This is a genomic window from Nitrosopumilus sp., from assembly GCF_025699255.1.
GTDB lineage: Archaea > Thermoproteota > Nitrososphaeria > Nitrososphaerales > Nitrosopumilaceae > Nitrosopumilus.
Window position 1 is genome coordinate 25,015 of sequence record NZ_JAILWA010000010.1, and the last position, 24,362, is coordinate 49,376.

A 24,362-nucleotide genomic window follows, 5' to 3' on the forward strand; every position below is an offset into this window, starting at 1 on the left:
TTCTCACCAAGTGCTGTTAATATCTTATTCCAACAAGGATTAAGATTACAGTAATTTGAGATCTCCAGTTATTTTATCAATCAAGTTTTCAGGAGCAGGTCCTATTGAGATACATGTTGTAGTTCCAGGTGCTAATTGAGTATGACCAGCATCAGAAACTTCAGACCAAGGTAAATTCAAATCAATTGCATGTCTCTTTACATCTTGTAATTCTTTTATTCCAGACACTTTGACAACAACTTTTTCTTGACCTGCCCACCATTCACTATACCATTCAGGATGAGATTTTCTCACATGTTCTGCTCCTAGAACGCAAGCATGCCCTACTTGTGCAGCTATCTTGCCTTTACCCATATCAAGATCAGTTCTAACTACTATCACCTGTTTGATATATCCCATAACATAATCAAAAATAGGCTTAATGAAAAACTTTTGAATTAAATAATTGACAAAGAAACAAAATCTGTGAGCTTTGATGTAGTAATTGCAGGAGGAAGTATAGCAGGATTACTTTGTGCTAGAGAAATTGCAGTAAGAGGAGGAACAGTTCTTGTCATTGAAGAAGATTATGAAATTGGAACTCCAGAACACTGTGGAGGATTAGTAAGTTTAGCAGGGTTAGAAGAACTTGGAGTAATCCCATTTAGAAAAACGTTTGATCATTTGATAGAATCTGCAGACATCATTGCTCCAAATGGAAATAATTTTACCATTAATTCAAAAAAACAAAAAGTGGTTGAAATCAGTAGAAGAGAGCTAGACAAACAAATTGCATTTCAAGCTCAAAAAAGCGGAGCAGTGATTAAAGTTCGGACTAGTTTCCAAGAATTGACAGATACTGGAATTAGAACCAACGAAGAAAGGATTGATTGTAAGATATTTGTAGACGCTAGAGGAGTGTCATCATTAATTCATAAAGATAGAACAGGGATTTTGTCATCGGCTCAATATGAAATCTATGCAGATTGGATAAAGAAAGGCAAAGTAGAAGTAATGTTTGATCAGGAAAAATATCCTGGATTCTTTGCATGGATAATTCCATCAGGAGAAGGAAAAGGCAAAGTAGGAATTGCAGGTAAAGGAATCAATGTTGCAGACATGTTAGATAGGATCCTAAAAGAAAAAGGAGAATTTTCAATCATTAGAAAAATTTTTGCGCCAATTTGGATTAAAGGTCCTATCAAAAAATTTGTTGAAGGCAAAACAGTAATTGTTGGAGATGCTGCAGGACAAGCAAAACCAACTACTGCAGGAGGAATCTTCACTAGCGGAATGGGAGGAGTGTATGCAGGACAAGCGATTTCAAAGTTTTTGAAAACAAATGACAAAAATGCTCTAGAGGAATATCAAAAAAGATGGAGTGAACGATTTGGAAAAGAATTTGAAAAACAAATGTTAGCAAGAAAAATTTTGGAAAGAATTGACAACAATACAATCAACAAATTATTTGAAACAATCACTCCAGAAATCATCAATGAAATTTCAGAAAAAGATGACTTTGATTTTCACACAGGATCTATTGTAAAGTTATTAGGATTGAAGGGTTCGATTAAAACAGCTCAAACTCTAATCGGAGGAGAAATCAAAAAATTACTCACTTAGAATGGGCTTAATTTCTAAGGAAGGTATAAATGATGTTTACAGAAAATCGGGGTATGTCTTCTACTATTTCACTACCGACATGCAGTTGCTGTCAAAGACATATTATGCCTAATGATAAATGTGTAAAATTCAATTGCCCTAGTTGTGGTGCAGACTTAATTTGGAGATGTCAAAGTTGCAGAGAAGCAGCAAGAAACTATACTTGTTCTTCATGTAACTTTACAGGACCTTAGAAATGACTCAATTACTATTTGTTACAAAAATTCTTCCTGAAGGTATGGAAGTAGATTTAGACAAATTAGCTGAGACAATTAAGACAGCATTACCAGAAGGAATGTCAATGAAAAGACATGCAAAAGAGCCACTAGCATTTGGTTTAGAGTGTATCAAAGCTGAATTTGTTATAGAAGATAAAGAAGGTCAAAGTGATGCTCTAGAGAACGCCATCAGAGGAGCTGATGGAGTAAGTGAATTTGAAGTTCTCAATATGAGTAGAATGTCAGTTGACATGAAATAGGTGATTTTTTGGCGCGCAAAGAAGAACCTTTGCAGATGAGGATCGGAGAAGCAAAACAAAGAGACGTAGGTAAGAAACGTGCTCGAATTGGGCCAGAAGCAATGGACTTTCTCAAAGTAACACCAGGAGACATTATTGAAGTAATGGGTTCAAGATCAAGTTGTGCAGTTGTTTGGCCTGTAGATGAAGATGAAAAATTGCCAGATATTATCAGAGTTGATGGACAAACAAGAAAGAATGTAGGTGCGTCACTAAATGATTTTGTAAAAATTCGAAAAGTAACATCAAAGTTTGCAAAAACAGTTTCTTTAACTCCAGTAAATGATTCAGTAACTGTAGATAAGGAATTTACAGATTTTGTTAAAAATAGATTGAAAGGATTGCCAATTACTCACGGAGATGAAATTTCAGTAATGATTTTAGGAAATTCTATGGACTTTAAGATAACAAAAACTAGCCCCAAAGGAGTCGTAAAGATAGACAGGACAACAAATCTCAGTATTTCAACAGAAACATCAGTGGACAGAAAAGTTCGAGTTACCTATGAAGAAGTAGGAGGATTGAGACAAGAAGTAAAAGCAATGAGAGAAATTGTTGAACTACCATTAAAACATCCTGAACTATTTGCAAGACTTGGAATTGAACCACATAGTGGAATTTTACTTTATGGTCCACCGGGATGTGGTAAAACATTACTTGCAAAAGTTATGGCAAGTGAATCAGAAGCAAACATGTTTTCAATTAACGGTCCAGAAATTATGAACAAGTACTATGGCGAAACAGAAGCAAAACTAAGAGATATTTTCAAAGAAGCAAAAGACAATTCCCCTAGCATAATTTTCATAGATGAAATTGATGCGATTGCTCCAAAGAGAGAAGAAGCTTATGGAGATGTGGAAAAAAGAGTAGTAGCACAGTTGTTAGCTTTAATGGATGGCCTAAATGATAGAGGAAACGTAATTGTTCTTGGTGCTACAAATAGACCAGATAGTGTAGATCCTGCACTCAGAAGACCAGGAAGATTCGATAGAGAATTTGAGATTTCAGTACCAAATGAAGATGGAAGGTTTGAGATTCTGGAAATCCATACAAGAGGAATGCCGATAAGTGAAGATATTGATTTGAAAGATTTATCATCAGAATTGCATGGTTATACTGGTGCAGATATCAAATCACTTTGTAGAGAAGCTGCTTTAAAATCAATTAGAAGATATTTGCCAGAAATTGATTTAGAAACAGAAAAGATTCCTTCAGAAGTATTACAATCAATGCAGATTAAATTAATTGACTTTTACGATGCGATGCATGAAGTAGTTCCTACGGCGATGAGAGAATTTTATGTTGAAAGACCAAAAGTATGGTGGCAAGATGTTGGCGGATTAGATGATATCAAAAAATCATTATCAGACAATTTAATCATGGCAATGAAAGAACCAAGCAAATTTACAAAAATGGGAATAAAACCACCAAAAGGAGCTTTGATTTATGGTCCACCAGGATGTGGTAAAACACTGCTTGGACGAGCTTTAGCTACTGAGACAGGTGCAAATATGATTTTGGTTAGAGGTCCAGAAATACTTTCAAAATGGTTAGGAGAATCAGAAAAAGCTGTAAGAGAAATATTCAGAAAAGCAAAATCATCATCTCCATGTGTAGTAATCTTTGATGAATTAGATTCCATTGCACGATACAAGTCAGGAGAAGGAGGAACAAGTGAAACAATCCTTAGTCAATTACTAACAGAGATAGAAGAAGGTATTTCATCACGAGTTGTAGTTATCGGAATTACAAATAGACCAGATGTTTTAGATAATTCATTACTAAGAACCGGAAGATTAGATTTAGTATTGTATGTAGCACCGCCAGATGAAAAAGGAAGATTAGAAATTATTAAAATTCTTACCAGAAAGATGCCACTAGCCAACGATGTAAAGTTACAAGAAATTGCAGTAGCTACTCAAAATTATACAGGAGCAGATTTAGCAGCATTATGTAGAGAAGCAGCAGTTGAAGCAATGAGAAATAATTCTACAAAAATTTCTAGTCATGATTTTGCAAATAGTTTGAAACAAGTTAGGCCATCTATCACAAAAGAAGTGGATCAGTGGTATAACACAGTAAAGGAAAGTATATCTAACGTGGTGCCAAAGTCAGGAGATAAAACATTCTACGGATAAAAATGACCATACCAATTAGAAATACAGTATTTGACAAGATTAAAGACGCAAAAAGACTAACAGATGTTGAACTTTTTAAAAGTCTAGTAAAAGACGGACATGCTCTTGCAGAAGACAGATTCAACAAAATTCTTTTGGATTTAGAAATTCTAGGACTGATTACAGTATCATGGATTACTAAAGATGAAAGACGAATAGAAATAGTCATTGCAGAAAAACCAGTAGATAAAATCAAAGAACAAGTAAAGGAAACTATGGAAAGTGATTATGAAGCTAGTTTCCCTGGTGTTGACAAATAGTTCCTAGAATAAAGGAATATGAAATGCAGCATCTAGTGCGACTGCAACAAAAATTATTGTAAGATAAGGAGCAGTTACTTTGTATGCCTTCCAAGCAAATTCAGATGTAGGATTCTTTGTTAATTTGTAGTGATAAACAAGCATCAAACCTCCAGATACAATTGCAATTACAGTATAAACAACTCCCATTCCATCAGGGATAAATGAAAGTATCAAAGAGTATGGAATCAAAATCAACGTATTGCCCAAAATGAATTTTGATGTTTTTTGCATTCCAATTACAACAGGCAGCATAGGAACTTCAGCTTGTGCATATTCATCTTTAATTTTCATTGCAAGACACCAAAAGTGAGATGGAGTCCACACAAACACTAAGAATCCAACTAAGAATCCCAGTAAATCCATACTACCAGTTGCTGCTGCCCATCCAGCCCAAGCAGCTGCACTACCAGCAATGCCACCAATTACAATGTTTGAAGTGTTTTTTCTTTTGAGCCAAACTGTGTAAATTATCACATATGAAAAAATTCCAACTGCGATAAAGAATGCAGATACTGCATTTAATGCAAAATATCCATAGATTACGGAAATACAACTAACTACCAACCCATAAATCAACACATTAGATGCAGCCATCCTTCCAGAAGGAATTGGTCTAGAGCTAGTTCTAGTCATTTTAGGATCAATATCTTTATCATAATAATGATTTAATGCACTAGAGCCAGCAGATGCTAAGGCACCAGCGATAATTATATGCAAATAGAACCAATAATCTAATTCAGGAGCTCCAGGAACTAGCTTACTTGCAGCATACATCGATGTAACTGCAGTAATCACTAATAGAACGACTATACGGGGTTTGGATATCTCCAATATTTCATTAAATCCCAATTCACTCTATCCTATTCCAAAGCCATTTAATTTCTTCGTCTGGGTGATCTCAGGGATTTCGCAAGGAATAAGTATCTCAGTCCTATCAGCTATCTTAAATGAGTAATTGGGACCTCATGATGCCAGGAATGGGACTTACAGCTATAGGATTAGCTGGTCTTACATTATCATATGCAGGCATTGCCCACACATTCATTGATGGTATGCATGCTTTAACAGGTCTTACCATGTTTGTAGGGTTGATTTTCCTAGCAGCAGGAATCTTAGACGGAGGAGTATCAACCAGCAATAGAGCCAAAGCTACGACTTTGGTAATTTTATCCATAGCCTTAGGATTTGGAATGTATGCTATGGTATTAAACACATCAAACTATACTATCACCATTGCAGGAATTTTAATGGCAATTGCATTCCCTGCAATTATAATCGCGTATCTTTCTATGAAGCATCCTACTATAGTTAAACCCGTAGGAGCAATTGTTTCAATGGCAGCAGCTACAGGTATTATCATGTGGGTATCGTTTGGAATTTTCTCATCTCCAGACACATACATGATTCCACAACAAGTAGGAGTTGAAGAACCATCTGAAGATCTTACACCTTCAGGACCAATATTTGCAATTGAAATTCTAGAAGGTTCAGCCACAGAAGGAAATCCAGATTATGAACCAGATGTTGCAATAGTGCCGCAAGGACACATAATAGAATGGACGAATGCGGATACACTTCCACACACTGTAACAAGTTCAGCAGATGTCGGAGACACATTTGATTCCGGTATGATTGGTGCAGGAGAAGTTTTCACTTTAGATACAAATGATTTAGAAGCAGGGGAATACGAATACTTGTGTATGGTACATCCTTGGATGATTGCCACTATAATTATTGAAGCACCAGCAGAACCAACAAAAGTTTCAATTCCAGCAGGTGCAGCAGTTCCAGCAGATGACCAACTATACTATGACCCAACTGTTCTAGACATTACATCTGGAACTACAGTACTATGGGAAAATGTAGACAATACAATGCATACTGCAACATCAGGTACACCAAACAGTGGAGCTGACGGAGTCTTTGATTCAGATATTTTATCTGCAGGAGACACATACGAATTTACGTTTGCAGATGCGGGAACTTATGACTACTATTGTATTTTGCATCCATGGATGGTAGGAACTGTTAACGTAGAATAGAGTTGCAGAAAATCAAGATTTCAGAATCAAATAAAAAAATTCTTTCAGAATATTCAGAAAATCAGAAACCTAACGAAGCATGTGCTTTGTTATTTGGTAAAGGAGATACAATCATGGATCTTTTTTTGGCAGAAAATATAGAAAAATCTCCTGTAAACTTTACAATTTCAAACAGTCAGTTAATTGAAGGGTATGATCTTGCAGAAGAGAAAAAAATGGATGTAATAGGCATATTTCATTCACATCCTGATTCAGAAGCATATCCATCAAATACAGATAAAAAATTCATGCAAAGTAATCCGGTAGTTTGGATAATTTATTCTGGAATCAACAAAAACTTTAGAGCATTTTTTCTTGAATCAGACATCATAGAGATTCCCATTGAAAATGATTAAGATATCAAGCTAAATGTTGCTTGTTCGCTATGAACATTTTCAAGAATTGATTTATCAGGTGAAATGATCTTCCCAATAATATTTACTGGAGATGCAGGAGTAATTTCTCCAGATTTTCCAATTGGTGTTGGTCCATAAAACAGACATATTGCTTTGCCAGTAGGCCAATACGCCACATCATTTAGCTCTACAGGAGACTTTGCATTTTCTTCAGGTTGAGAAACAGGAGATTTTGAAGTGTAAATCTCATCGCCCCAAACATTAAGATCAACAGTAAATGGTAATTTTTCAATTAATTCATGAACAGTTTTTGGAGAATTAGCATCATCTAATTCTAATTGTATATTTGAAGAGTTTGGAATTTCCACAATTACAGAATATTTCATGATTTATCATGATCTTTGAATTAAATATCCCTTTTTTTAATTACAACTATGGAAATTCACGTATACGACACTTATGTCAAAGCTAAAGATGGTCATACCATGCACTTTGATGTAATCACTGGTGAAAAAGATCATGATAAAGCCATCACATATGGTAAAGAATGGTTACAATCTGTCGGTGAAGGAGAAGCAGAGATGACTACAAATGAATGTCAATTCTGCCATTCACAAGGAGCACCAGAGCCTGTAGAACAGGCAATTAAGGAAAAAGGCTACTTTATCCAAAAGATGGAAGGCTGTCCTTAATCATTTTTCCTTTTTATTCAAAAACATATTTTTTAGATTGACTTGTATATTCATAGTATGTCTGAAAACAAATATTCAAAGTGGACAGTAGAAGGAGACAAGAAAACAAAATGGATTTGTGGATGTTTCCAAACAGCCGACGATTATTTCAAATTCTGTGATACACACAATACAACATTACAAAAAGCCATTCAAGCTCAAATTGACGAGTTAGATATGACGTTAATTGTTGAAGATTAGAATAATTTTTGATTATGAACCTTTTTCTTATTTCTGTAGATAATCACATGATAACGAATAGCATTCTTCAATTTTTCTTCTACAGACAGATCCTCATCTACACATGTAGATAGAAAATCAAGATAGTCTTTGTCTTTAATATCAATCTCTATCTTTCTCAATTCAACACCTAAATTCTGACAGTAACATCTAAGGAATTTTGAGACTAAAAGACGGGGGTTATAATGAAATTAAAATTTAACAGACTAGATTGCAATGATAGCAACAAATGCAGATACGAATACAATTGCAATTGTGTTTAACAGTTTGATTACAGTGTTAAGTGCTGGTCCTGCAGTATCTTTGTAAGGGTCACCAATAATATCACCAACTACTGCAACTTTGTGAACATCAGAACCTTTTTCACCTTTCATTTCAACTAGTTTCTTTGCATTGTCCCATGCACCGCCAGTATTAGCCAAGTGGTATGCAAGTAAAATTCCAGTTACAACTGATCCCATCAATAATCCAGCTACAGCAGTAGGACCTAACAAAATTCCCAAAATGATTGGAGCAATGATAGCAACCAAAGCTGGTTTGTATAATTCCTTAATTGATGCAACAGTAGCAATATCTACACATTTTGCATAGTCAGGTTTTGATTTTCCAGTAAGAATTCCTTCATCTGCTTTGAATTGACGTCTTACTTCATCAACCATTTTACCTGCTGCACGAGATACACCATTGATAAGTTGGCCAGTTATGATAAATGGAATTAATCCACCAATTAGTAATCCAACAATAATTGCAGGATTGGTTAAACTATAATCTAATTCTAAGACACCTTCAAAGACATGTGCTGCTTCAAATTGGAAGGCTTGAATCATTGCCAAAGCTGCTAATGCGGCACTTGCAATTGCAAAGCCTTTCGTAACTGCTTTTGTTGTATTTCCAACTGCATCAATTTCATCAGTGACTTTACGATTTTCTTCACCCATTCCAGTCATTTCTACAATACCACCTGCATTATCTGCAATTGGACCAAATGCATCTATACTAAGAACAATTCCTGCTAAACTCAACATTGCCATGGCAGTCAAAGCAGTTCCAAAGATTCCATAGAGAACAGGGTCAGCACCTTCAGGTGCTGCTGCAGATGCAATACTATATGAAATGATAATAGCGACAACTAATGCAATCATAAATGGTCCTGTAGATTGCATTCCTTTGATAATTCCCATTAATGTTAATGATGCATAACCCCATTTTGCAGAGTCTGCAATTTCTTGAACTGGACCTTTTTTGTAACTTGTGTATGTATCAGTAATTTTTTGAATTACTGGAACCAAAATTACACCAATCACAGTAGAACCAAACAAAGCATATGCTGCAGTAGATTCACCAATAAATTGTGTAATGAATACATAGTTTAGACCAATTGCAATTGCAGCAGAAACATAGAATGAACGGTTAAGGGGTTTCATTACATCTGTAATATTTTTAGAGCCAACAATAACAACACCGATAATAGATGCAATCATTCCAGATGAACCAATTAAAATTGGATAAAGGAAAAAGTTAGGTGCACCAATTAATGCTGCAATTAACAAAGCTGCAAGAATAGTTACAATGTATGATTCGTAAACATCTGAACCCATACCTGCTGCATCACCAACATTATCTCCTACATTATCTGCAATAGTTGCAGGGTTTCTAGGATCATCTTCAGGGATGTTTGCTTCAACTTTTCCTACTAAATCAGCACCCATATCTGCAGCCTTTGTAAAAATACCACCGCCAATTCTTATGAATAATGCAATAAGACTAGCACCGATTCCCACACCTGCAATAGTGATTGGATCTGGATAAATCAAATAAAGTCCTGTAATTGCCAACAATGCCATTGCAGGAACTGCTAAACCAACTGTTGCGCCACCTCTAAAGGCCATAGCAAAGGTCTGTCCAAGACCAGAACTACTAAGATTAGCAGCTCTGACTGCTGCTTTTACTGTAATTTTTAATGAAATAATTCCTGCTACGGCAGATAGTGCTGCACCTACTGCAAATGCAAGTCCGTTTGATGGAGTTAAGAAAATACCAATAATCAAAGATAATGCGATAGCAACGGGAACAATAATTTTCATTTCTCTTTTTAGAAATGCAGAAGCCCCTTCTTTGACGGCGTTGGAAATATCCATCATCTCTTTTGTTCCAGAGGGTTGTTTGGTAATCCATGCGACCAAGCCACCTGCAACCAAAAATGATGCAATACCTGCGATAAACGGCAGAATTTCAGCTATTTCCATGTTATACTCAGCTTGCCAAAGAATAGTAAATATAAATCAAATAGCAGAGATCTTGCTTCTTTTTCTATATGGAGGAAACGTTTTTCCTTTTAGTCCTTGCCTTACCAACTTGTTGAATCTTTTGCCATGAGCAAGGTAAGGGAATCTCATATGGATCAATTCGTGAACTATAGTATTTTCCAAAGTCTTTTCATCAGGAATCTTTCTAACATTAATGAAAACAAGATTGTGTTGAAGATACGATACACCATAATACTTGTAAGCAGAAGTTCGCCGTCCCTCAGTCATTTCTTTTGGCGCATCCAATACCTCTTTGGAAGTCAAAAGAATTTGAGGTTCTGAAATTGAGAATCGATTTGAGTATATTCCAACTTTTTCTAATATCTGCAATGTAAGATCAGGATCTAATTTCACAATGTTTAGTGTTGAAATCGATGTTTATCTTGAAATGTCAATTGTTGTATGAAATTTGGTGTATTTTGATTCTGTAAATGATGAATTAATAGGGTCAGAGGTTATAGTGGAGTAATCATCAATCATACAGCCACCGTCTCATCACACCCCAATTATTCCATTAAATCAAGTAGTGTTTGTGCTTTATTTCTAATTTCGGGAGTAATATTTACAATAACTAATCCCTCGTGAGGTTGACCATACATTACAACAGAATTTTCTGGAGCATACACACATACCGGAAGTACTAAAAGATCTTCCTCACCATTTACCAAAATACGTACAGGCGAATTAAGAGTAAATGCTTTTTTGATGAGTTCAATGCTCTGAGGAGTTATTTCTGCAGGAGGATTGTCTACAGTTAATTCAGTAGCATTTTCTAATTTTGGAGGGATTCGTTTTTTACGTTTTTCTTGTCCATCGACAATTTGCAATGAAGGAATCAATTCAAAATCAATCATTTTCTCAGTGGTCCTATCACCAACTGTGATTAGATATTGGTTTTCTGACAAATGTTTTTGGATTTGATTTTTTTGTGTTTGATTTTCAGGTACAAGTATACCTAAAGGAACTTTCATTTGGTCTCTAAGGGATTCAGGTAATTTCACAGGAATCGAAATTAATTTGTACTTGCTTCAGGAGTTGGTTCTTCGTTTGAACTTTCAGATTCCATTTCCTCTTGAAGCTTTGCCGCAAGAATACTACATTGTGCTGCAATATTTTTTGCGCTTACTCTAAATGCTTCTGCACTTGGAGAATCGGGATTTGTTATCATAATTGGTTTTCCTAAATCAGAGCCAGCCATTATTCCAGAATTCAATGGAATTTCACCCAAGAAAGGCATATTGAATCGTTCACTAATTTTCTTTGCACCACCTTCACCAAAGATGTAATGTTTGTCATCACAGTTAGGACATACAAAATGACTCATGTTTTCAACAACGCCGATAATTGGAACATTTAGTTTTTCAAACATTGAAACAGCTTTGACTGCAACATCACTTGCAACGTCTTGAGGGGTGGTAACTACAAGAATACCCGTAATAGGAATTGTTTGTGCAAGAGTTAATGGTATATCACCAGTACCAGGAGGAAGATCTACAATCAAGTAATCTAATTCAGACCAGTTTGTATCAACTAGAAATTGTTTTAAAATTCCAGAAATAATTGGGCCACGGTAAATTGCAGCCTGATTGGATTGATCAGCAAAGAAACCAAAGGATACAACTTTTAATCCATTTGAATCTGCAGGTTGTAGTTTGTTATCTTCAACTTCCATGAAACCATCTTTCATTCCGAGCATCAAAGGAATACTTGGTCCATAGATATCGGCATCCAACAAACCAACTTTAGCTCCAGATTGAGATAATGCAAGAGCTAGATTTAGTGAAACAGTAGATTTTCCTACACCGCCTTTCCCACTTGCAACACCAATAATATTTTTGACAGTTGCCATTCCAGTATCATCATCAAGTGAACGCCCTTCCATGACTTTTGCAGTCACATTCATATCAAAATTTTTCAAGTCAGATAATTCAGCAATTGCTTTTCTTACATCGTCTTCAATTTCTACATTGAAAGGACATGCAGGAGTGGTTAATTCTAAAGTAAATTTAAGATTGCCATCATTAAGTTCTAAATCTTTAATCATACCCATAGATACAATGTCTTTTTTTAGATCAGGATCAATTACAGTGCTAAGTTTTTCAAGAACTTGATCGATTCCAACCATTGCGTCAAAAAGTCACTTTACATTATTTAAACATAAGTTAGACAGATATAGAAATTGGCAGTAATTTGAAAAATTTGTAAAAACTTTCTGTTTTCAAGCCTAAAATCACCTAAACATTCATAAATTGAAATTCGAAAAAAACTGTACATTTGTTTTCTATATCTACCCTAGTCGATGTTGTTAGGATTCCTCCAAGCTTGTTTGGAACCACACTCAAAAAGGCAGCAGTAAACATCCTCAAAGAAAAGTACGAGAGCATGATTAATGCAGACTTGGGATATATCATTATGATTTTAGATGCCAAAGTAGACGAGATGGGAAAAATGATTGCCGGAGACGGTGGAACGTTTCACAAAGTTGAATTTGAGGCATTAACATTTTATCCAAAATTACAAGAAATTGTTCAAGGAGAAATTGTAGACATTACAGACTTTGGAGCATTTGTAAGAATTGGTCCAACTGATGCTTTACTTCACTTGTCACAAGTTATGGATGATTATCTAAAGAGTGATGTTAAATCCGGAATGATATTAGCAAATCAAAGTGGTAGAACACTAAAAGTTGGTTCTACACTTCGTGCAAGAATTACTGCAGTGTCATTAGGAAAAGCTGCTGCAATGGGTAAAATTGGAATTACATGTAGACAACCATTCCTTGGGGCAGATGAATGGATTGCAGAAGAAATTAAAAAAGCCGGTGGCAGTTCTGAAGAACCTGCAAAAGAAGCTAAAGTAGAGGCAAGTTAAGATGGCACGTGAAATGGCATGCCGTAAGTGTAAATTTGTTACAACAGGAAAAGTTTGTTCAGCTTGTAAATCATCAGACTTGACACCAGACTGGAGTGGAATTGTTTTGGTAGTTGACCCAACCAATTCAGAAATTTCAAAGACACTTGGAATTACTCAAAAAGGAAAATATGCAATTAAAGTAACATAAAATCTTTAAAATCATATTAACATTTCATCATTATATTGACATTTAATTCAAAGAATCAGTTAAGACAGTTTCTTGCAGAAGACATTGGTAAAGGAGACATCACAAGCAATCTATTAACAAAGAAAAAAATTGTTGCAAAGATCATATCTAGAGAAAATGCCATTGTTGCAGGAACAAAATATGCAAAAGAAATTTTCAAAATTAAAGGATGTCACACCAGAATATTGAAAAAAGATGGGTCAAAAATTAAACCAAACCAAGCAATTATGATAATCACGGGAAATGCAGGAAATATTCTGACATGTGAAAGAACAGCATTAAATCTTTTAACAAGAATGAGTGGAATTGCTACTCAGACAAATTCACTCGTAAAGAAAATTCCAAAAAACACAAAATTGTATGCTACAAGAAAAACAGTTCCAGGTTTAAGATATTTTGATAAAGAAGCAGTAGAAATTGGAGGAGGTAAAAAACACAGACTCACCTTAGATGAAATGGTGATGATTAAAGATAATCATATTGCAATTGAAGGCTCCCTCATGTCTTTGATTAAAAAAACAAAGAAGAAATACAAAAAATTTGAGGTAGAAGTTGAAAATACGCAAGATGCAATACTAGCAGCAACAGAAGGTGCAACAATAATCATGTTAGACAACTTTACACCTGCTCAGATTAAAAAAACAATTAACATTTTGAAAAATAGTAAATTGAGAGACAAAGTATTGTTAGAAGCATCTGGAGGAATAAATTCTAAAAATATCTCAAAATACGGCAAAACAGGAGTAGACATTATTTCTGTTGGAAGTATAACAAATTCCGTAAAAGGAATTGATGTAAGTTTAGAGATTTAGTTCTTCCAACAAATTAGATACAGATTTGTTTTTAGGATCAATTTCTTTAATTTTATCACAGCATTGAATTACTCTTTTAGTTTCTCCTAATTTTTGATGAGAGTATGCCTTTAACAACAATACATCAATATCATAAGTTCCGATTTCAAGGGCCTTATCAAAATAAGAAATCGCGGTTTTGTATTTATTTTTGAGATAATAAATTCCTCCTACAGTAAACAACACATCATGATTGTTGGGGACTTTTTGTAAATATTCTGTGCCTAATTTTAGGGCTTGAGCATATTTTTTTTCTTTAACTAGTTTTTTTATTTCTTTTAATTTTTGAACATTTTTTTTCTTTTGAGGATCTTTTGGCCCTCTAGAAAATAGCCCAGTCATACTAGTACAGATTAACTGATTGCAAGCATCCTATCAATTGCCAGACGAGCTTTATCTGCAATTTCTTTAGGAACAGTAACAACATTTTTTTCATTAATCAATGCATCATAAACTTTCTCCAAAGTAATCATTTTCATGTACTGACATTCTGCTTTTTCCGAAGCTGGAATGAAAGTTTTTTCAGGGTTTTGTTGTCTCATCCTATAGAGAATTCCAGTTTCCGTTGCAACCACAAAATTCTTTGCTTTGGATTTGTTGACATGATTTAGCATTCCCTCAGTTGAGAGAATAGATACTTTTTGATCATCATAACTTCCATCAGCAACATCATACATCATAGGAGTAGTACAACTACATTCAGGATGAATTACAAATTCAGCATCTTTCATAGATTGTAATTTTTGTGTAACATCTTCAGGAGTGATTCCTGCATGTACATGACATTCACCTGCCCAAATATGCATATTTTTTCTTCCAGTCATTTTTGCAACATAGGATCCAAGAAACATATCAGGTAGAAATAGAATTTCTTTGTCTTCAGGAATTGCTTTTACAACATTAACAGCATTAGAAGAAGTACAACAATAATCTAATTCTGCTTTGATTTCAGCAGTTGTGTTAACATATCCTACTGCGATGGCACCTGGGTGTTGTTTTTTCCAATTTTTTAATTCATCTACAGTTATTGAATCAGATAATGAGCATCCAGCTTCCAAATCGGGTAAAAGTACTTTTTTTTGAGGACTAATTATTGCAGCAGTTTCAGCCATAAAGTTTACACCACAAAAGAGAATTGTTTTTTGGGGAACGGTTGCTGCCTGTCTGGATAAACCTAATGAATCTCCAGTAAAATCTGCTACATCTTGAACCTCAGGAATTTGATAATTATGTGCTAAAATTACCACATCTTTTTCTTTTTTGAGTTTCAAAATCTCTTCTTTGAGTTCTGAGGATTGTTGTACGAGCATAAACTATAGAAAATTGATAGAGTGGGGATTTAAAGAATGGGAAATGGTCTATAATTCTCTAAAAGTCTAGCAAATGTGGCAATAATTGCCACATTAGGTGCCAATCTGAATAGAATCAGAACAATATTTTTTCAAGGTTTCAATTGCAGATAAAATTGCCAATCGACTAGTTTTTGGATTATCAGGATCAGGGAAATTTTCAATAGTAAAAGTCATCTTGCCAAATTTTCCTTTTGCTTCAATATGATGAGTATTTTTTTCAGTTTGAGGATCAGCGATAATTTTTACTTGTGTTTTTTCACTTCCAATTCCAGATAAAGACAACAAAGCAGCGACATTGATATTTGCAGGAAATAGAGATACAGCTTCTTTTGCAGTTCCTTGAAAAATTTCTGTAGGCAAACTGATATCATCTAAGTTTTGTTTGGATGTTTCAAAAAACTTTGCGCCTTTTAATGAACGAGGGTGTTTGGTTGTTGTAATTGACAAAGATTCCAATTCATCTTTGATTGATTTAATTCCATCAAGTCCAGCAATTGCACCAGATGGAAGATAAATTGTTTTTTTAAAATCCTTGCATGCATCAGACAAGATATCATATATGGATTCATCCAGTAATGCACCCACACTCATAATCATTAGATCTTTTTTATTTTGTAAAATACTCAAAGAGACATCTCTAACAGCATCTTGGGATGCAGCTTCGACAACAATATCTAGAGGATTTGAAGAGAGCAGATGAGAATTCTCAACAATTTCAGGTTTGTTGGTGAGTTTTTCAACCAACAATGTAGATTTTTCTTTTGATTCATCAAAAACATGTGTTAGAATTGCAGGAATTTTTCCTGAATCGATGGCAAGAGCAATTTGAGTACCCATAGCACCACAACCTAACAAACCAATCCGTTTCAAGTAAATACTATAGGAAATATCACTTAATTAATTCTAGTCCAGTTAACGCCAAATGAAGATTTACGCATAAAATAGACCAAACCAAGTATAGAAAGTCCTAAAATTAAAACAGGATATGTTCCAAATTCTGGGATAACATTAGTGCCCATAATTTCTATGTGCTTTGTATCTTCAGAAATAATCATTCCAATTACATATCCATCAGGCATTTTCATCAAGTCATATCCAGTATCTACACCATCAATGAAAAGTTGGTATTGTTCTTTATCAGCAGCTAGAACTTCAAAAGGAATCCTTAACCAAAAATCAGTTTTTTTAGGAATATCTTCAAAAACAACTTCAATTGACTTTCTTTCTTGATTGATAGTCAGTTCTTTAACTGTTGGATCTGCTAAAATATCACTCATTGAATCATCCATACTTCCATGATAACCATAGTAAATAGAATAAGTAACATCATCAAATTCAAATTCAGCTTTTTCAGCCTCTAGTTGAGAAATATCAAGATATTGTGCATGTGCTTCAGGATTAAAGACATGTTCAGCAAAAGCAAGAGTAGACATAGGAATAATCAAAAGAATAAAGAAAACAGATAATGTTTTAATCACAAGCAAACAGTAAGCTTTCTCAAATATAATTAAAATGCAAATTCTCAATCATGACTATGTACACATCAATTTTTGCTATTAATTCATCCCTAATACTTTTAAGAAAAAAATTCAAACTATATCAGTGAATCATAATCAAAAGAAAGTGATTTTTGTTTTATTTTTTTCAATTTTAGTTTTTACAGTGGGCTTTCCAGTAAATGCAGAAGTAGATTCACCTAGAAAGCAAATGGAGAAAGGCATTCTGCCTCAAGATGTAATATGTAAAACAGGTTTAGAATTGGTTATCAGAATTAACGGAAATGCTGCCTGTGTAAAACCAGAAACTGCAGAAAAAATGGAAAAAATAGGCGTATTGTTACCTGCAATAAAATTTACAGATTTAGTAAAAGAGTTAAAATCTGTTCCAGCATCAGATAAAGAAATTACAACAGTTCCAGCATCATCCATGTCAATTGTGAATTTCTATATCACAGATCAAGATTTGAACACAGCACACAATGGTGTTGAAGTGATATCAACTCAAGGATTGTTTGAAATTACTATTAATGGCATTTCAATTAATGCACCTGAAAAAATGATTGAAACAGGTCCAAACACAGGAGAATTTTACGTAAAACTAGAATTACCTGAAACAATAGATGGAAAACCACTCAGCCAACAAGATATTGTCGTAATCAAATATTTGGATGAATCAGATAGTTCAGGAGATAAAAGAATTCTTACAAAATCAGTTCCACTAACAAAGACTTTTGCTAAAGTTGAATCATCAGGAGGAGGATCTCGAATCGGTCATGAATTTACTTTGAGAATTTATGAACCTGATGCAAATAGAGATTCTAAAGACGAAGATAAGATTCCACTTAGTTCATTTGAATATCGTGGAGATGGAGGAATAAGAACCACTTTGGCCAACCCAAAATTTGATGCAAACTCTGCATTTCTAATAGAAACAGGGCCCAATACCAACGTGTTTGAAGTTCAAATTAAAATTCCAAGGCAATTAGACGGAAAAACAATCCACATAGGAGATGCGTATGAAATTAGATACGTCGATACCAGTACACCATCTGGAACTAATGAGAAAATTATTTTGAAAGGTAGAATCGGATAGAAGATTTTTTGGATCAGTTTTGTCAAAGTTCAACATAACCTAAAGATTTTATTCAAACCTACAAAGTATTGTTGTGCTCAATACAGTATACAAAGATGCAATAATCAATAGAGAAAAAATGCTCTCAATCCTAAAAGGGCCAAAATTCGACCAGATTTTACAAAAAGCACGTGATAATTGGGTTGAATTCACGCCTACAAAAGAAGAAGTGGTAACTGCAGGAATTGATAGTAGTTTCAACAATACAAAATTTCAAGGAATTGAGCTTTGGGCTACAACTGCGGTTTCAATAAAATCAGATGGAGAGATCTTAGTTGATTTACACAAATCAGGATTAGGTTCTGCAGAAGATATTTCAAGTATTGCCAGTAAAATGGAGATAGAAGCATGTGAAAAAACAGTAGACCAGGTAGACATGGTACTAATGGATGGGTCATTACATTCTCAATTAATGACAAGACAAGCAAATCTAGGTTCAACAATTGTAAGAATAATGAAAAAGAAAAACAATGTAATTTTTATTGCAAAGACATCAAATACAAAAAAACAATTTGAAAATTTTGGATCTCTTGCAGGGGATATTTTCTATTACAATCATGTTACAAATAATCCAGGATTTAGTAAAATTTTTGTAGAAAAAAAATATGGTTCAGACAAAATTATCTCATCTACATTTGTTAGATTAAGTAACTCAACTCCAATAATAAAATTAGAATTTTTGGGAGAACAACACGATGAATCAGAGATTAAAACAATTATGAATAAATTATACAAAACGAGTATTGGTGGATACCCATATGCTCTAAAGCTTGCACACAACAACTGTAAAATATCTGATAAAGAGCTTGGAAAGATGGTAAGTTTGTTAGGATTAAGTAATGAAATAGGTTCACGGGAGGTTCTAGGATGAGTTTAGGATTTGTCATAGGAGAATCAAAACCAACATTTGTTACAGCAATAACCTCTAGAGCATTATCAGTTGGAGAATATATCAAAATCAGTTCAGATGAAGGGGAAATTTTAGGATTAGTTGAAAGATCAGCAGTATCAAGTGCAGCATTCACAGATGTCAAAAATTTTGATGAAGCATCAGAGAGTACAGAAATTGCAGAGTTGAATAAAAGAGACAAAACATTTACTGCAAATATTGGAATTTTGGGATTTTTGGAAAATCTAAGAAAAGGACAGTCAATAATACCTGCAATACCACCAATTCCAGGCACAGAAATTGCATTACCAAGCAAACAAGATCTTGAAGAAATATTCAGTCCCAAAAAAGAAGGATGGGTAAGCATAGGAAATCTTTTGCGAAACAAATCAATTGATGCCAAAGTGAATTTGGACAAAATAGTTTCAAGACACTTGGGAATTTTGGCAATGACAGGGATGGGTAAAAGTAACTTGGTCTCACTAGTTACAAAACAAATTTCAAAACTAAAAGGAACTGTAATAATATTTGATTATCATAATGATTATACAAGTCTAAACATTCCACGCATTAACGTCATTGATGCAAAAATTAATCCTAGACTATTAGATGCAGATCAACTATCAGAAGTACTTGAGATTAGAGATGGAGCAAATGTTCAACAAAGAGTCTTAAGAATGGCGTTTACAAAACATGTTAAAGAATCAAAAGAATTTTGGACTAAATTAGAAAACGAAGTAGATTTTATTGTAAATTCGGAAGATAAAAAATTAAAAGAAATTAGAACATCAGCATATAGAGTTCAAGACATAATTGAGGAAGCACAAAGAAGATATGAAGATATTTTAGATCCAGACATGGGAGATCCAATTAGTTTTATCAAAGAAGGTAGAACAAATATTCTAAATATTTCAGAATTATCAGAAAAACAAGCAAATGTTGCAGTTGCATTTTATCTTCAACAATTACTTAAAGATAGAAAAGATGCAAGTATTGCACGACATGGAAGAACAAAGAGAGAGAGAAACTTCAGATTCAATTCACCAATTTTTGTCATAATTGAAGAAGCTCATGTCTTTATTCCAAAAGATCATGACACTAGTGCAAAATACTGGGCTGCTAAAATAGCCAGAGAAGGACGAAAGTTTGGTTTAGGACTAGGAGTTGTTTCACAGAGACCACGAAGCGTAGATCTTAATGTGTTGAGTCAGATGGGGTCATTTGCAATTATGAAAATTATTCAAGAAGATGATCAAAGACAAATAGCCTCAGCCACAGAATCTACTAGTCGTGAATTAATCGCTCAATTGACATCATTAAACGTAGGAGATGCAGTGTTAGTAGGGCAATGGACTAACCTTCCATCCCTAGTTCATGTTGAAGAGGTTAAAGAGAAGATTATGGGAGCAGATCAAAGTGCGGTAAATGCCTGGGCAAAAGCAGATAAAATGAAAGAAGTAGCAGTTGAATCAACTCAAGGATTAGTACAAAAAGATTTGTTATTAGACTAATGTTATTTTCACATATTTCAGACACACATTTGGGGCTGGTACAATACGGTTCCGAAGAACGGGAACAGGATGTATACAATGTGTTTAATCAAGCAATAGATACATCGATTAATGATCATGTAGATTTTGTAATTTTTGCAGGAGATATTTTTCATGTTCCAAATCCTAACGGAACCGCAATTATACAAATGGCCAATGGGTTAAAGAGATTAAAACAAAACAATATTGATTCATTTTTTATTTTGGGTGAACATGATATTAGTAGAATCAGAACAACCCCAATCCCATATGTTTATCATAATTTAGAATTTTCAAAATACATAGGCCAAGGAAAGCCAGTAGAGTATAAGAATATTTTATTAGCAGGGTTTGATAAGATAAGAAAAACAGAAATTTCACAATACGAAGAAAAATTTGCAACAATAGATAAGATTGCAAAGGAACATTCAGGACACAAAATACTAGTTTTGCATCAAGGCATAACAGAATTTAACAAATTTGCAGGAGAATTGCAATCAACCGATTTACCAAAAAATTTCACATATTATGCAATGGGACATCTTCATGATACAGACATCAAACAATTTAATCACTTAAACGGACCAATTGCATATCCAGGATCTATTGAGCTGACAACCAGTGAGGGGATTAAAGAAACAAAGAAGGGATTCTTTGAAGTAGACATTTCAGAAAAAGAGGCAACACCAAATTGGATTGAGTTAGATACAAGACCACAGTTTTCATTTAAAACAGAATATCAAGAACTAACAAAAACCATTGATGAAATTTCTGAAAAGATTACAGGTTTAACAAAAAAACCCATTGTGGAGATAAAAATCAATGGTGAAAATATTGAAACAGACAATATTCAGGCACAAATCTCGAGATTAAACTCCATTGCTTTGAGATGTTTTTGGAGAATCAATACAAGACAAGGGTCAGATTCTTCTGTATTTCTTGACAGACCAAATATCATCGATGAAGAAATGTATAGATTGTCAGTGGATGCCTTGGGTTCAGAACAAGCAGCTAGTTTTGCAATTAAAGAACTTCTTCCAGTTTTATCATCAGGAGAAATTAAAGAAGCCTCAGAAATCATCATAGAAAATTTTCAAAAATTCAAAAAGGAGAAAAAGAAATGATCACATCAATTGAGTTAGGAGATTTTCTTGCACATTCTAATACAAATTTAGATTTTGATAATGGAGTAACAGTTTTTGTAGGACAGAATGGTGCAGGAAAATCAAGCATCATTGATGCAATTACATTTGCATTATTTGGACAACATACAAGAAAATCTAACAAAGGCCTTATCAAGAGAGGTTCCAATCAAGGATTTGCACAAGTCAGTTTTTCAATTAATGGAAAAAACTACGAGGCAGTCAGAAAAATAGATAGCAAAGGAACTCTTTCAGCAAAATTTACTGAAATTGCAGGAGATGAAAGAATTGAGATAGCAGCAGGGGAAAGAAAGCAATTTGGGGAATCAATGACGCAAGAAGTTGAAAAAGCTATTGGTCTTGACTTTGAGAAATTAAAAGTGGCATCAATTGTGCAACAGGGCGAATTGAATGCAATTATTAATGCAAAACCTAAAGAATTCAAAGAATTACTTAATGCAATAATAGGAATCGACAAGCTTGATGTAGCTTCAGAATCTATGAAAACTGTAAATAAAGAATTTCGTCAAAATGTCAAAGAAAAAGTAGGATATGATGATACACATATAGATATTTTATCAAGAGATTTAGAAAAACATCATAAAGAAATTGAAGATGCAACACCAAAGAAAAATCAATTGCAAGAACAACAAAGAAAATTGCAAGAAGAAGTTGAAGATTTAAGAAAAAAAGTAGAAGAAGAAGCTCCAAAAACTGAAAAAATTAACCAACTAGAATCCAGAAAAAAAGAACTCATAGAATATGCAAAAGATGCAATTCATGAAATTCAGCAAGAAATTAACGAAAATGAGCGTAAAATACGCGATTGTGAAGGATGTTTTGAGCCTGCAAAACTAAAAGAAGATTTTGAATCTAAAATTGAAAAAGTGGAACAGGCATTAGAAGACACATTAAATAAAATTCAAAATATGAAAAACCAAACAGCATCTCTTAAAGAAAAACAATTACTTGCATCAAAATTACAATTAAAAGATCATAAATGCCCAGTTTGTGATTCAAAGGTAGAAAAACTAAACCCACTTTTTCAAGAAGAACACCTGCACCAAGAATTAGAATCCCTACAAGAGCAAATTATTTCCAAAGAAAAAGAACATCAAATGTATAATCAAAAAAGAAAAGAATTCTTAGAGAAATTACAATCTGCAAGAGATGCTGAAGCAACACTCAAAGCACATTCAATTAATTCCAAAGAAGAATTAGATAAAATTCAAGAAGAAGTAAAAACAAAAAAACAAAATATTCAAAAAATTCCAGCAACTGGGAGTACAAATTTAATTGAAATTTCACATATTGACTCACATGCAAAAATCATTTTTGAGAACATTTCTGAATTGGAATTAGAAGTCAAGGGATTTGATGAACAAGAATTTTTGAATCTAAAACAAACCGTCAATCAAAAACAGATGGAACTTTCACAGATTGATCAACAGATTGGAGCCATTTTGGAAAAAATATCCAAAGGAAGAGAGCAAATCAAGACTATTGAAAATGCAATAACAGAATTAAAAATAGTAAAAGAGTACGTTACAAATCTTGAAGAGATTCAAAATAATGTTTTTAGTAGAGACGGACCTGTAGCTACAAGCTTGAGATCATGGGCTCTTAATGCAATTTCAGCCAAAGCATCAGAATATTTAGCGCTACTCAATACAAAAATTCAGAGAATTCAACTTACAGAAAAAGCCAGAGATATTTCAATAATTTGTAATTCAAAAACAGAAGAATTGGATTTAGAGTCACTTAGCGGAGGAGAAAAAGTCAGTGTGGCATTATCTTTGAGATTAGGCATGGCAAGTCTTTTAGGAGCATCAAATCTGAATTTGATGATACTAGACGAACCAACTACACATCTGGATGCTGAAAGAAAGAAATCACTGGTAGGAGTATTATCTCAACTATCAAATATTTCAAATTCTGAAAAACCAATGCAATTTCTCATAATTACGCATGATGCAGAGATATTTGAGGATTCCACGGTTGAACAAATTTACAAGTTTGAATCATCAGAGCAAGGAAGTAAAGTAACTACACTCTAGTTTACAATTACAATACCAGTCATCCAAGGATGGACCATGCAAAAATAATCATAAGTTCCTGCTTCATCAAATGTAAATTCGTAAACATCACCGGACATAAATAAACTAGAATCAAATACACCAGTCACTCCTGCAGTTACAGTGCCACTAGTTACTGTGTGTGCTGCAGAATCATCATTAATCCAAGATACAGTAGAACCTGTAGTTATGGTAACCTCATAAGGCAAATAACATTCGTTTGTTTCTTCACATCCAGGAACAGCAGATCCTGCAGGGATTGACACTATTGCAGAGGAAGGTGTTGGTTCTGGTGTTGGTTCTGGTGTTGGTTCTGGTGTTGGTTCTGGTGTTGGTTCTGGTGTTGGTTCTGGTGTTGGTTCTGGTGTTGGTTCTGGTGTTGGTTCTGGTGTTGGTTCTGGTGTTGGTTCTGGTGTTGGTTCTGGTGTTGGTTCTGGTGTTG

At 34.2% G+C, this 24,362-nt stretch carries 30 protein-coding genes; 17 read left to right on the forward strand and 13 right to left on the reverse strand.

What is annotated here, in order from left to right:
* Positions 1–45: 45 nt before the first annotated feature.
* Complete coding sequence (gene pth2 / locus K5781_RS08480; protein ID WP_297442850.1) at positions 46–399, reverse strand: peptidyl-tRNA hydrolase Pth2; 354 nt, start codon at positions 397–399, stop codon at positions 46–48.
* 66 nt (positions 400–465) lie between these two features.
* On the opposite strand from pth2, the gene K5781_RS08485 reads away from it, so the two are divergent.
* The 5 genes from K5781_RS08485 to K5781_RS08505 are packed head-to-tail and all read left to right on the forward strand — an operon-like array spanning position 466 to position 4,595.
* On the forward strand, positions 466–1,602 hold the full coding sequence (locus K5781_RS08485) for an NAD(P)/FAD-dependent oxidoreductase (RefSeq protein ID WP_297442853.1): 1,137 nt from the start codon (positions 466–468) through the stop codon (positions 1,600–1,602).
* 53 nt (positions 1,603–1,655) lie between these two features.
* The gene (locus K5781_RS08490; RefSeq protein ID WP_297442856.1) at positions 1,656–1,835 is read left to right on the forward strand and encodes a zinc finger domain-containing protein; all 180 of its coding nucleotides are present in this window, start codon (positions 1,656–1,658) and stop codon (positions 1,833–1,835) included.
* A 2-nt stretch (positions 1,836–1,837) separates the two neighbouring features.
* Positions 1,838–2,119: an elongation factor 1-beta gene (locus K5781_RS08495; protein WP_297442859.1), complete on the forward strand. Its 282-nt coding sequence runs from the start codon at positions 1,838–1,840 to the stop codon at positions 2,117–2,119.
* 8 nt (positions 2,120–2,127) lie between these two features.
* Positions 2,128–4,296: a CDC48 family AAA ATPase gene (locus tag K5781_RS08500; RefSeq protein WP_297442862.1), complete on the forward strand. Its 2,169-nt coding sequence runs from the start codon at positions 2,128–2,130 to the stop codon at positions 4,294–4,296.
* Positions 4,297–4,298: 2 nt separating this feature from the next.
* The gene (locus tag K5781_RS08505) at positions 4,299–4,595 is read left to right on the forward strand and encodes a hypothetical protein (protein WP_297442864.1); all 297 of its coding nucleotides are present in this window, start codon (positions 4,299–4,301) and stop codon (positions 4,593–4,595) included.
* Between the two features lie 3 nt (positions 4,596–4,598).
* Here the strand turns inward: K5781_RS08505 and K5781_RS08510 are convergent, their stop codons facing one another.
* The gene (locus K5781_RS08510; protein ID WP_297442866.1) at positions 4,599–5,486 is read right to left on the reverse strand and encodes a heme o synthase; all 888 of its coding nucleotides are present in this window, start codon (positions 5,484–5,486) and stop codon (positions 4,599–4,601) included.
* A gap of 98 nt (positions 5,487–5,584) precedes the next feature.
* On the opposite strand from K5781_RS08510, the gene K5781_RS08515 reads away from it, so the two are divergent.
* Positions 5,585–6,679, forward strand: a complete 1,095-nt coding sequence (locus K5781_RS08515; protein WP_297442868.1) for a plastocyanin/azurin family copper-binding protein — start codon at positions 5,585–5,587, stop codon at positions 6,677–6,679.
* Between the two features lie 2 nt (positions 6,680–6,681).
* Positions 6,682–7,074, forward strand: coding sequence for a M67 family metallopeptidase (locus K5781_RS08520; RefSeq protein WP_297442870.1), 393 nt, complete (start codon positions 6,682–6,684; stop codon positions 7,072–7,074).
* Here K5781_RS08520 and K5781_RS08525 read toward each other — a convergent pair.
* On the reverse strand, positions 7,071–7,460 hold the full coding sequence (locus tag K5781_RS08525) for a cyclophilin-like fold protein (RefSeq protein WP_297442874.1): 390 nt from the start codon (positions 7,458–7,460) through the stop codon (positions 7,071–7,073). The two genes, K5781_RS08520 and K5781_RS08525, sit on opposite strands and share 4 nt — an antisense overlap.
* A 48-nt stretch (positions 7,461–7,508) precedes the next feature.
* Here K5781_RS08525 and K5781_RS08530 point away from each other — a divergent pair, with 48 nt between their 5' ends.
* Positions 7,509–7,766, forward strand: coding sequence for a DUF2024 family protein (locus tag K5781_RS08530; RefSeq protein WP_297442876.1), 258 nt, complete (start codon positions 7,509–7,511; stop codon positions 7,764–7,766).
* 57 nt (positions 7,767–7,823) lie between these two features.
* Positions 7,824–8,006 carry a hypothetical protein gene (locus tag K5781_RS08535; protein ID WP_297442879.1) on the forward strand — a complete coding sequence of 61 codons (183 nt, stop codon included), beginning with the start codon at positions 7,824–7,826 and terminating at the stop codon, positions 8,004–8,006.
* Here the strand turns inward: K5781_RS08535 and K5781_RS08540 are convergent.
* The 5 genes from K5781_RS08540 to K5781_RS08560 form a co-directional block, all read right to left on the reverse strand.
* Complete coding sequence (locus K5781_RS08540) at positions 8,003–8,167, reverse strand: hypothetical protein (protein WP_297442881.1); 165 nt, start codon at positions 8,165–8,167, stop codon at positions 8,003–8,005. The genes K5781_RS08535 and K5781_RS08540 overlap by 4 nt on opposite strands.
* 84 nt (positions 8,168–8,251) lie before the next feature.
* On the reverse strand, positions 8,252–10,291 hold the full coding sequence (locus K5781_RS08545) for a sodium-translocating pyrophosphatase (RefSeq protein WP_297442885.1): 2,040 nt from the start codon (positions 10,289–10,291) through the stop codon (positions 8,252–8,254).
* Positions 10,292–10,327: 36 nt separating this feature from the next.
* Positions 10,328–10,705 (reverse strand): hypothetical protein, encoded by a 378-nt coding sequence (locus K5781_RS08550; protein WP_297442888.1) that lies wholly within the window; start codon positions 10,703–10,705, stop codon positions 10,328–10,330.
* A 152-nt stretch (positions 10,706–10,857) separates the two neighbouring features.
* Positions 10,858–11,322, reverse strand: a complete 465-nt coding sequence (locus K5781_RS08555; protein ID WP_297442891.1) for a GTP-dependent dephospho-CoA kinase family protein — start codon at positions 11,320–11,322, stop codon at positions 10,858–10,860.
* A gap of 41 nt (positions 11,323–11,363) precedes the next feature.
* Positions 11,364–12,476, reverse strand: coding sequence for an Mrp/NBP35 family ATP-binding protein (locus K5781_RS08560; RefSeq protein WP_297442896.1), 1,113 nt, complete (start codon positions 12,474–12,476; stop codon positions 11,364–11,366).
* Positions 12,477–12,625: 149 nt separating this feature from the next.
* Here K5781_RS08560 and K5781_RS08565 point away from each other — a divergent pair, with 149 nt between their 5' ends.
* The 3 genes from K5781_RS08565 to nadC are packed head-to-tail and all read left to right on the forward strand — an operon-like array spanning position 12,626 to position 14,263.
* Positions 12,626–13,222: a DNA-directed RNA polymerase gene (locus K5781_RS08565; RefSeq protein ID WP_297442899.1), complete on the forward strand. Its 597-nt coding sequence runs from the start codon at positions 12,626–12,628 to the stop codon at positions 13,220–13,222.
* A gap of 13 nt (positions 13,223–13,235) precedes the next feature.
* On the forward strand, positions 13,236–13,412 hold the full coding sequence (gene spt4, locus K5781_RS08570; RefSeq protein ID WP_297442902.1) for a transcription elongation factor subunit Spt4: 177 nt from the start codon (positions 13,236–13,238) through the stop codon (positions 13,410–13,412).
* Positions 13,413–13,444: 32 nt separating this feature from the next.
* Complete coding sequence (nadC, locus tag K5781_RS08575) at positions 13,445–14,263, forward strand: carboxylating nicotinate-nucleotide diphosphorylase (protein WP_297442932.1); 819 nt, start codon at positions 13,445–13,447, stop codon at positions 14,261–14,263.
* Here the strand turns inward: nadC and K5781_RS08580 are convergent.
* The 4 genes from K5781_RS08580 to K5781_RS08595 all read right to left on the reverse strand — a co-directional run bounded on the left by K5781_RS08580 (position 14,252) and on the right by K5781_RS08595 (position 17,132).
* Positions 14,252–14,644, reverse strand: coding sequence for a CDC27 family protein (locus K5781_RS08580; protein WP_297442905.1), 393 nt, complete (start codon positions 14,642–14,644; stop codon positions 14,252–14,254). The genes nadC and K5781_RS08580 overlap by 12 nt on opposite strands.
* 11 nt (positions 14,645–14,655) lie before the next feature.
* Positions 14,656–15,612 (reverse strand): quinolinate synthase NadA, encoded by a 957-nt coding sequence (nadA, locus tag K5781_RS08585; protein ID WP_297442908.1) that lies wholly within the window; start codon positions 15,610–15,612, stop codon positions 14,656–14,658.
* A gap of 93 nt (positions 15,613–15,705) precedes the next feature.
* Entirely contained in the window at positions 15,706–16,524 is an 819-nt protein-coding gene (locus tag K5781_RS08590) for an aspartate dehydrogenase (RefSeq protein WP_297442911.1), read from the reverse strand.
* A 23-nt stretch (positions 16,525–16,547) separates the two neighbouring features.
* A complete protein-coding gene (locus K5781_RS08595; protein WP_297442935.1) occupies positions 16,548–17,132 on the reverse strand; it encodes a PEFG-CTERM sorting domain-containing protein in 585 nt (194 codons plus the stop codon).
* Positions 17,133–17,316: 184 nt separating this feature from the next.
* Here K5781_RS08595 and K5781_RS08600 point away from each other — a divergent pair, with 184 nt between their 5' ends.
* The 5 genes from K5781_RS08600 (at position 17,317) to K5781_RS08620 (ending at position 23,902) form a co-directional block, all read left to right on the forward strand.
* The gene (locus tag K5781_RS08600; protein ID WP_297442914.1) at positions 17,317–18,246 is read left to right on the forward strand and encodes a hypothetical protein; all 930 of its coding nucleotides are present in this window, start codon (positions 17,317–17,319) and stop codon (positions 18,244–18,246) included.
* Between the two features lie 118 nt (positions 18,247–18,364).
* Positions 18,365–19,156: a DNA double-strand break repair nuclease NurA gene (locus K5781_RS08605; RefSeq protein WP_366848183.1), complete on the forward strand. Its 792-nt coding sequence runs from the start codon at positions 18,365–18,367 to the stop codon at positions 19,154–19,156.
* Complete coding sequence (locus K5781_RS08610) at positions 19,153–20,685, forward strand: ATP-binding protein (protein WP_297442920.1); 1,533 nt, start codon at positions 19,153–19,155, stop codon at positions 20,683–20,685. Before K5781_RS08605 ends, K5781_RS08610 begins: the two co-directional genes overlap by 4 nt.
* Positions 20,685–21,827 carry a DNA repair exonuclease gene (locus tag K5781_RS08615; RefSeq protein WP_297442923.1) on the forward strand — a complete coding sequence of 381 codons (1,143 nt, stop codon included), beginning with the start codon at positions 20,685–20,687 and terminating at the stop codon, positions 21,825–21,827. Before K5781_RS08610 ends, K5781_RS08615 begins: the two co-directional genes overlap by 1 nt.
* A complete protein-coding gene (locus tag K5781_RS08620) occupies positions 21,824–23,902 on the forward strand; it encodes an SMC family ATPase (RefSeq protein WP_297442926.1) in 2,079 nt (692 codons plus the stop codon). Before K5781_RS08615 ends, K5781_RS08620 begins: the two co-directional genes overlap by 4 nt.
* On the opposite strand, the gene K5781_RS08625 is transcribed toward K5781_RS08620, so the two are convergent.
* Positions 23,899–24,362: plastocyanin/azurin family copper-binding protein (locus K5781_RS08625; RefSeq protein WP_297442929.1), on the reverse strand; the 464-nt coding region annotated here is incomplete at its 5' end. The genes K5781_RS08620 and K5781_RS08625 overlap by 4 nt on opposite strands.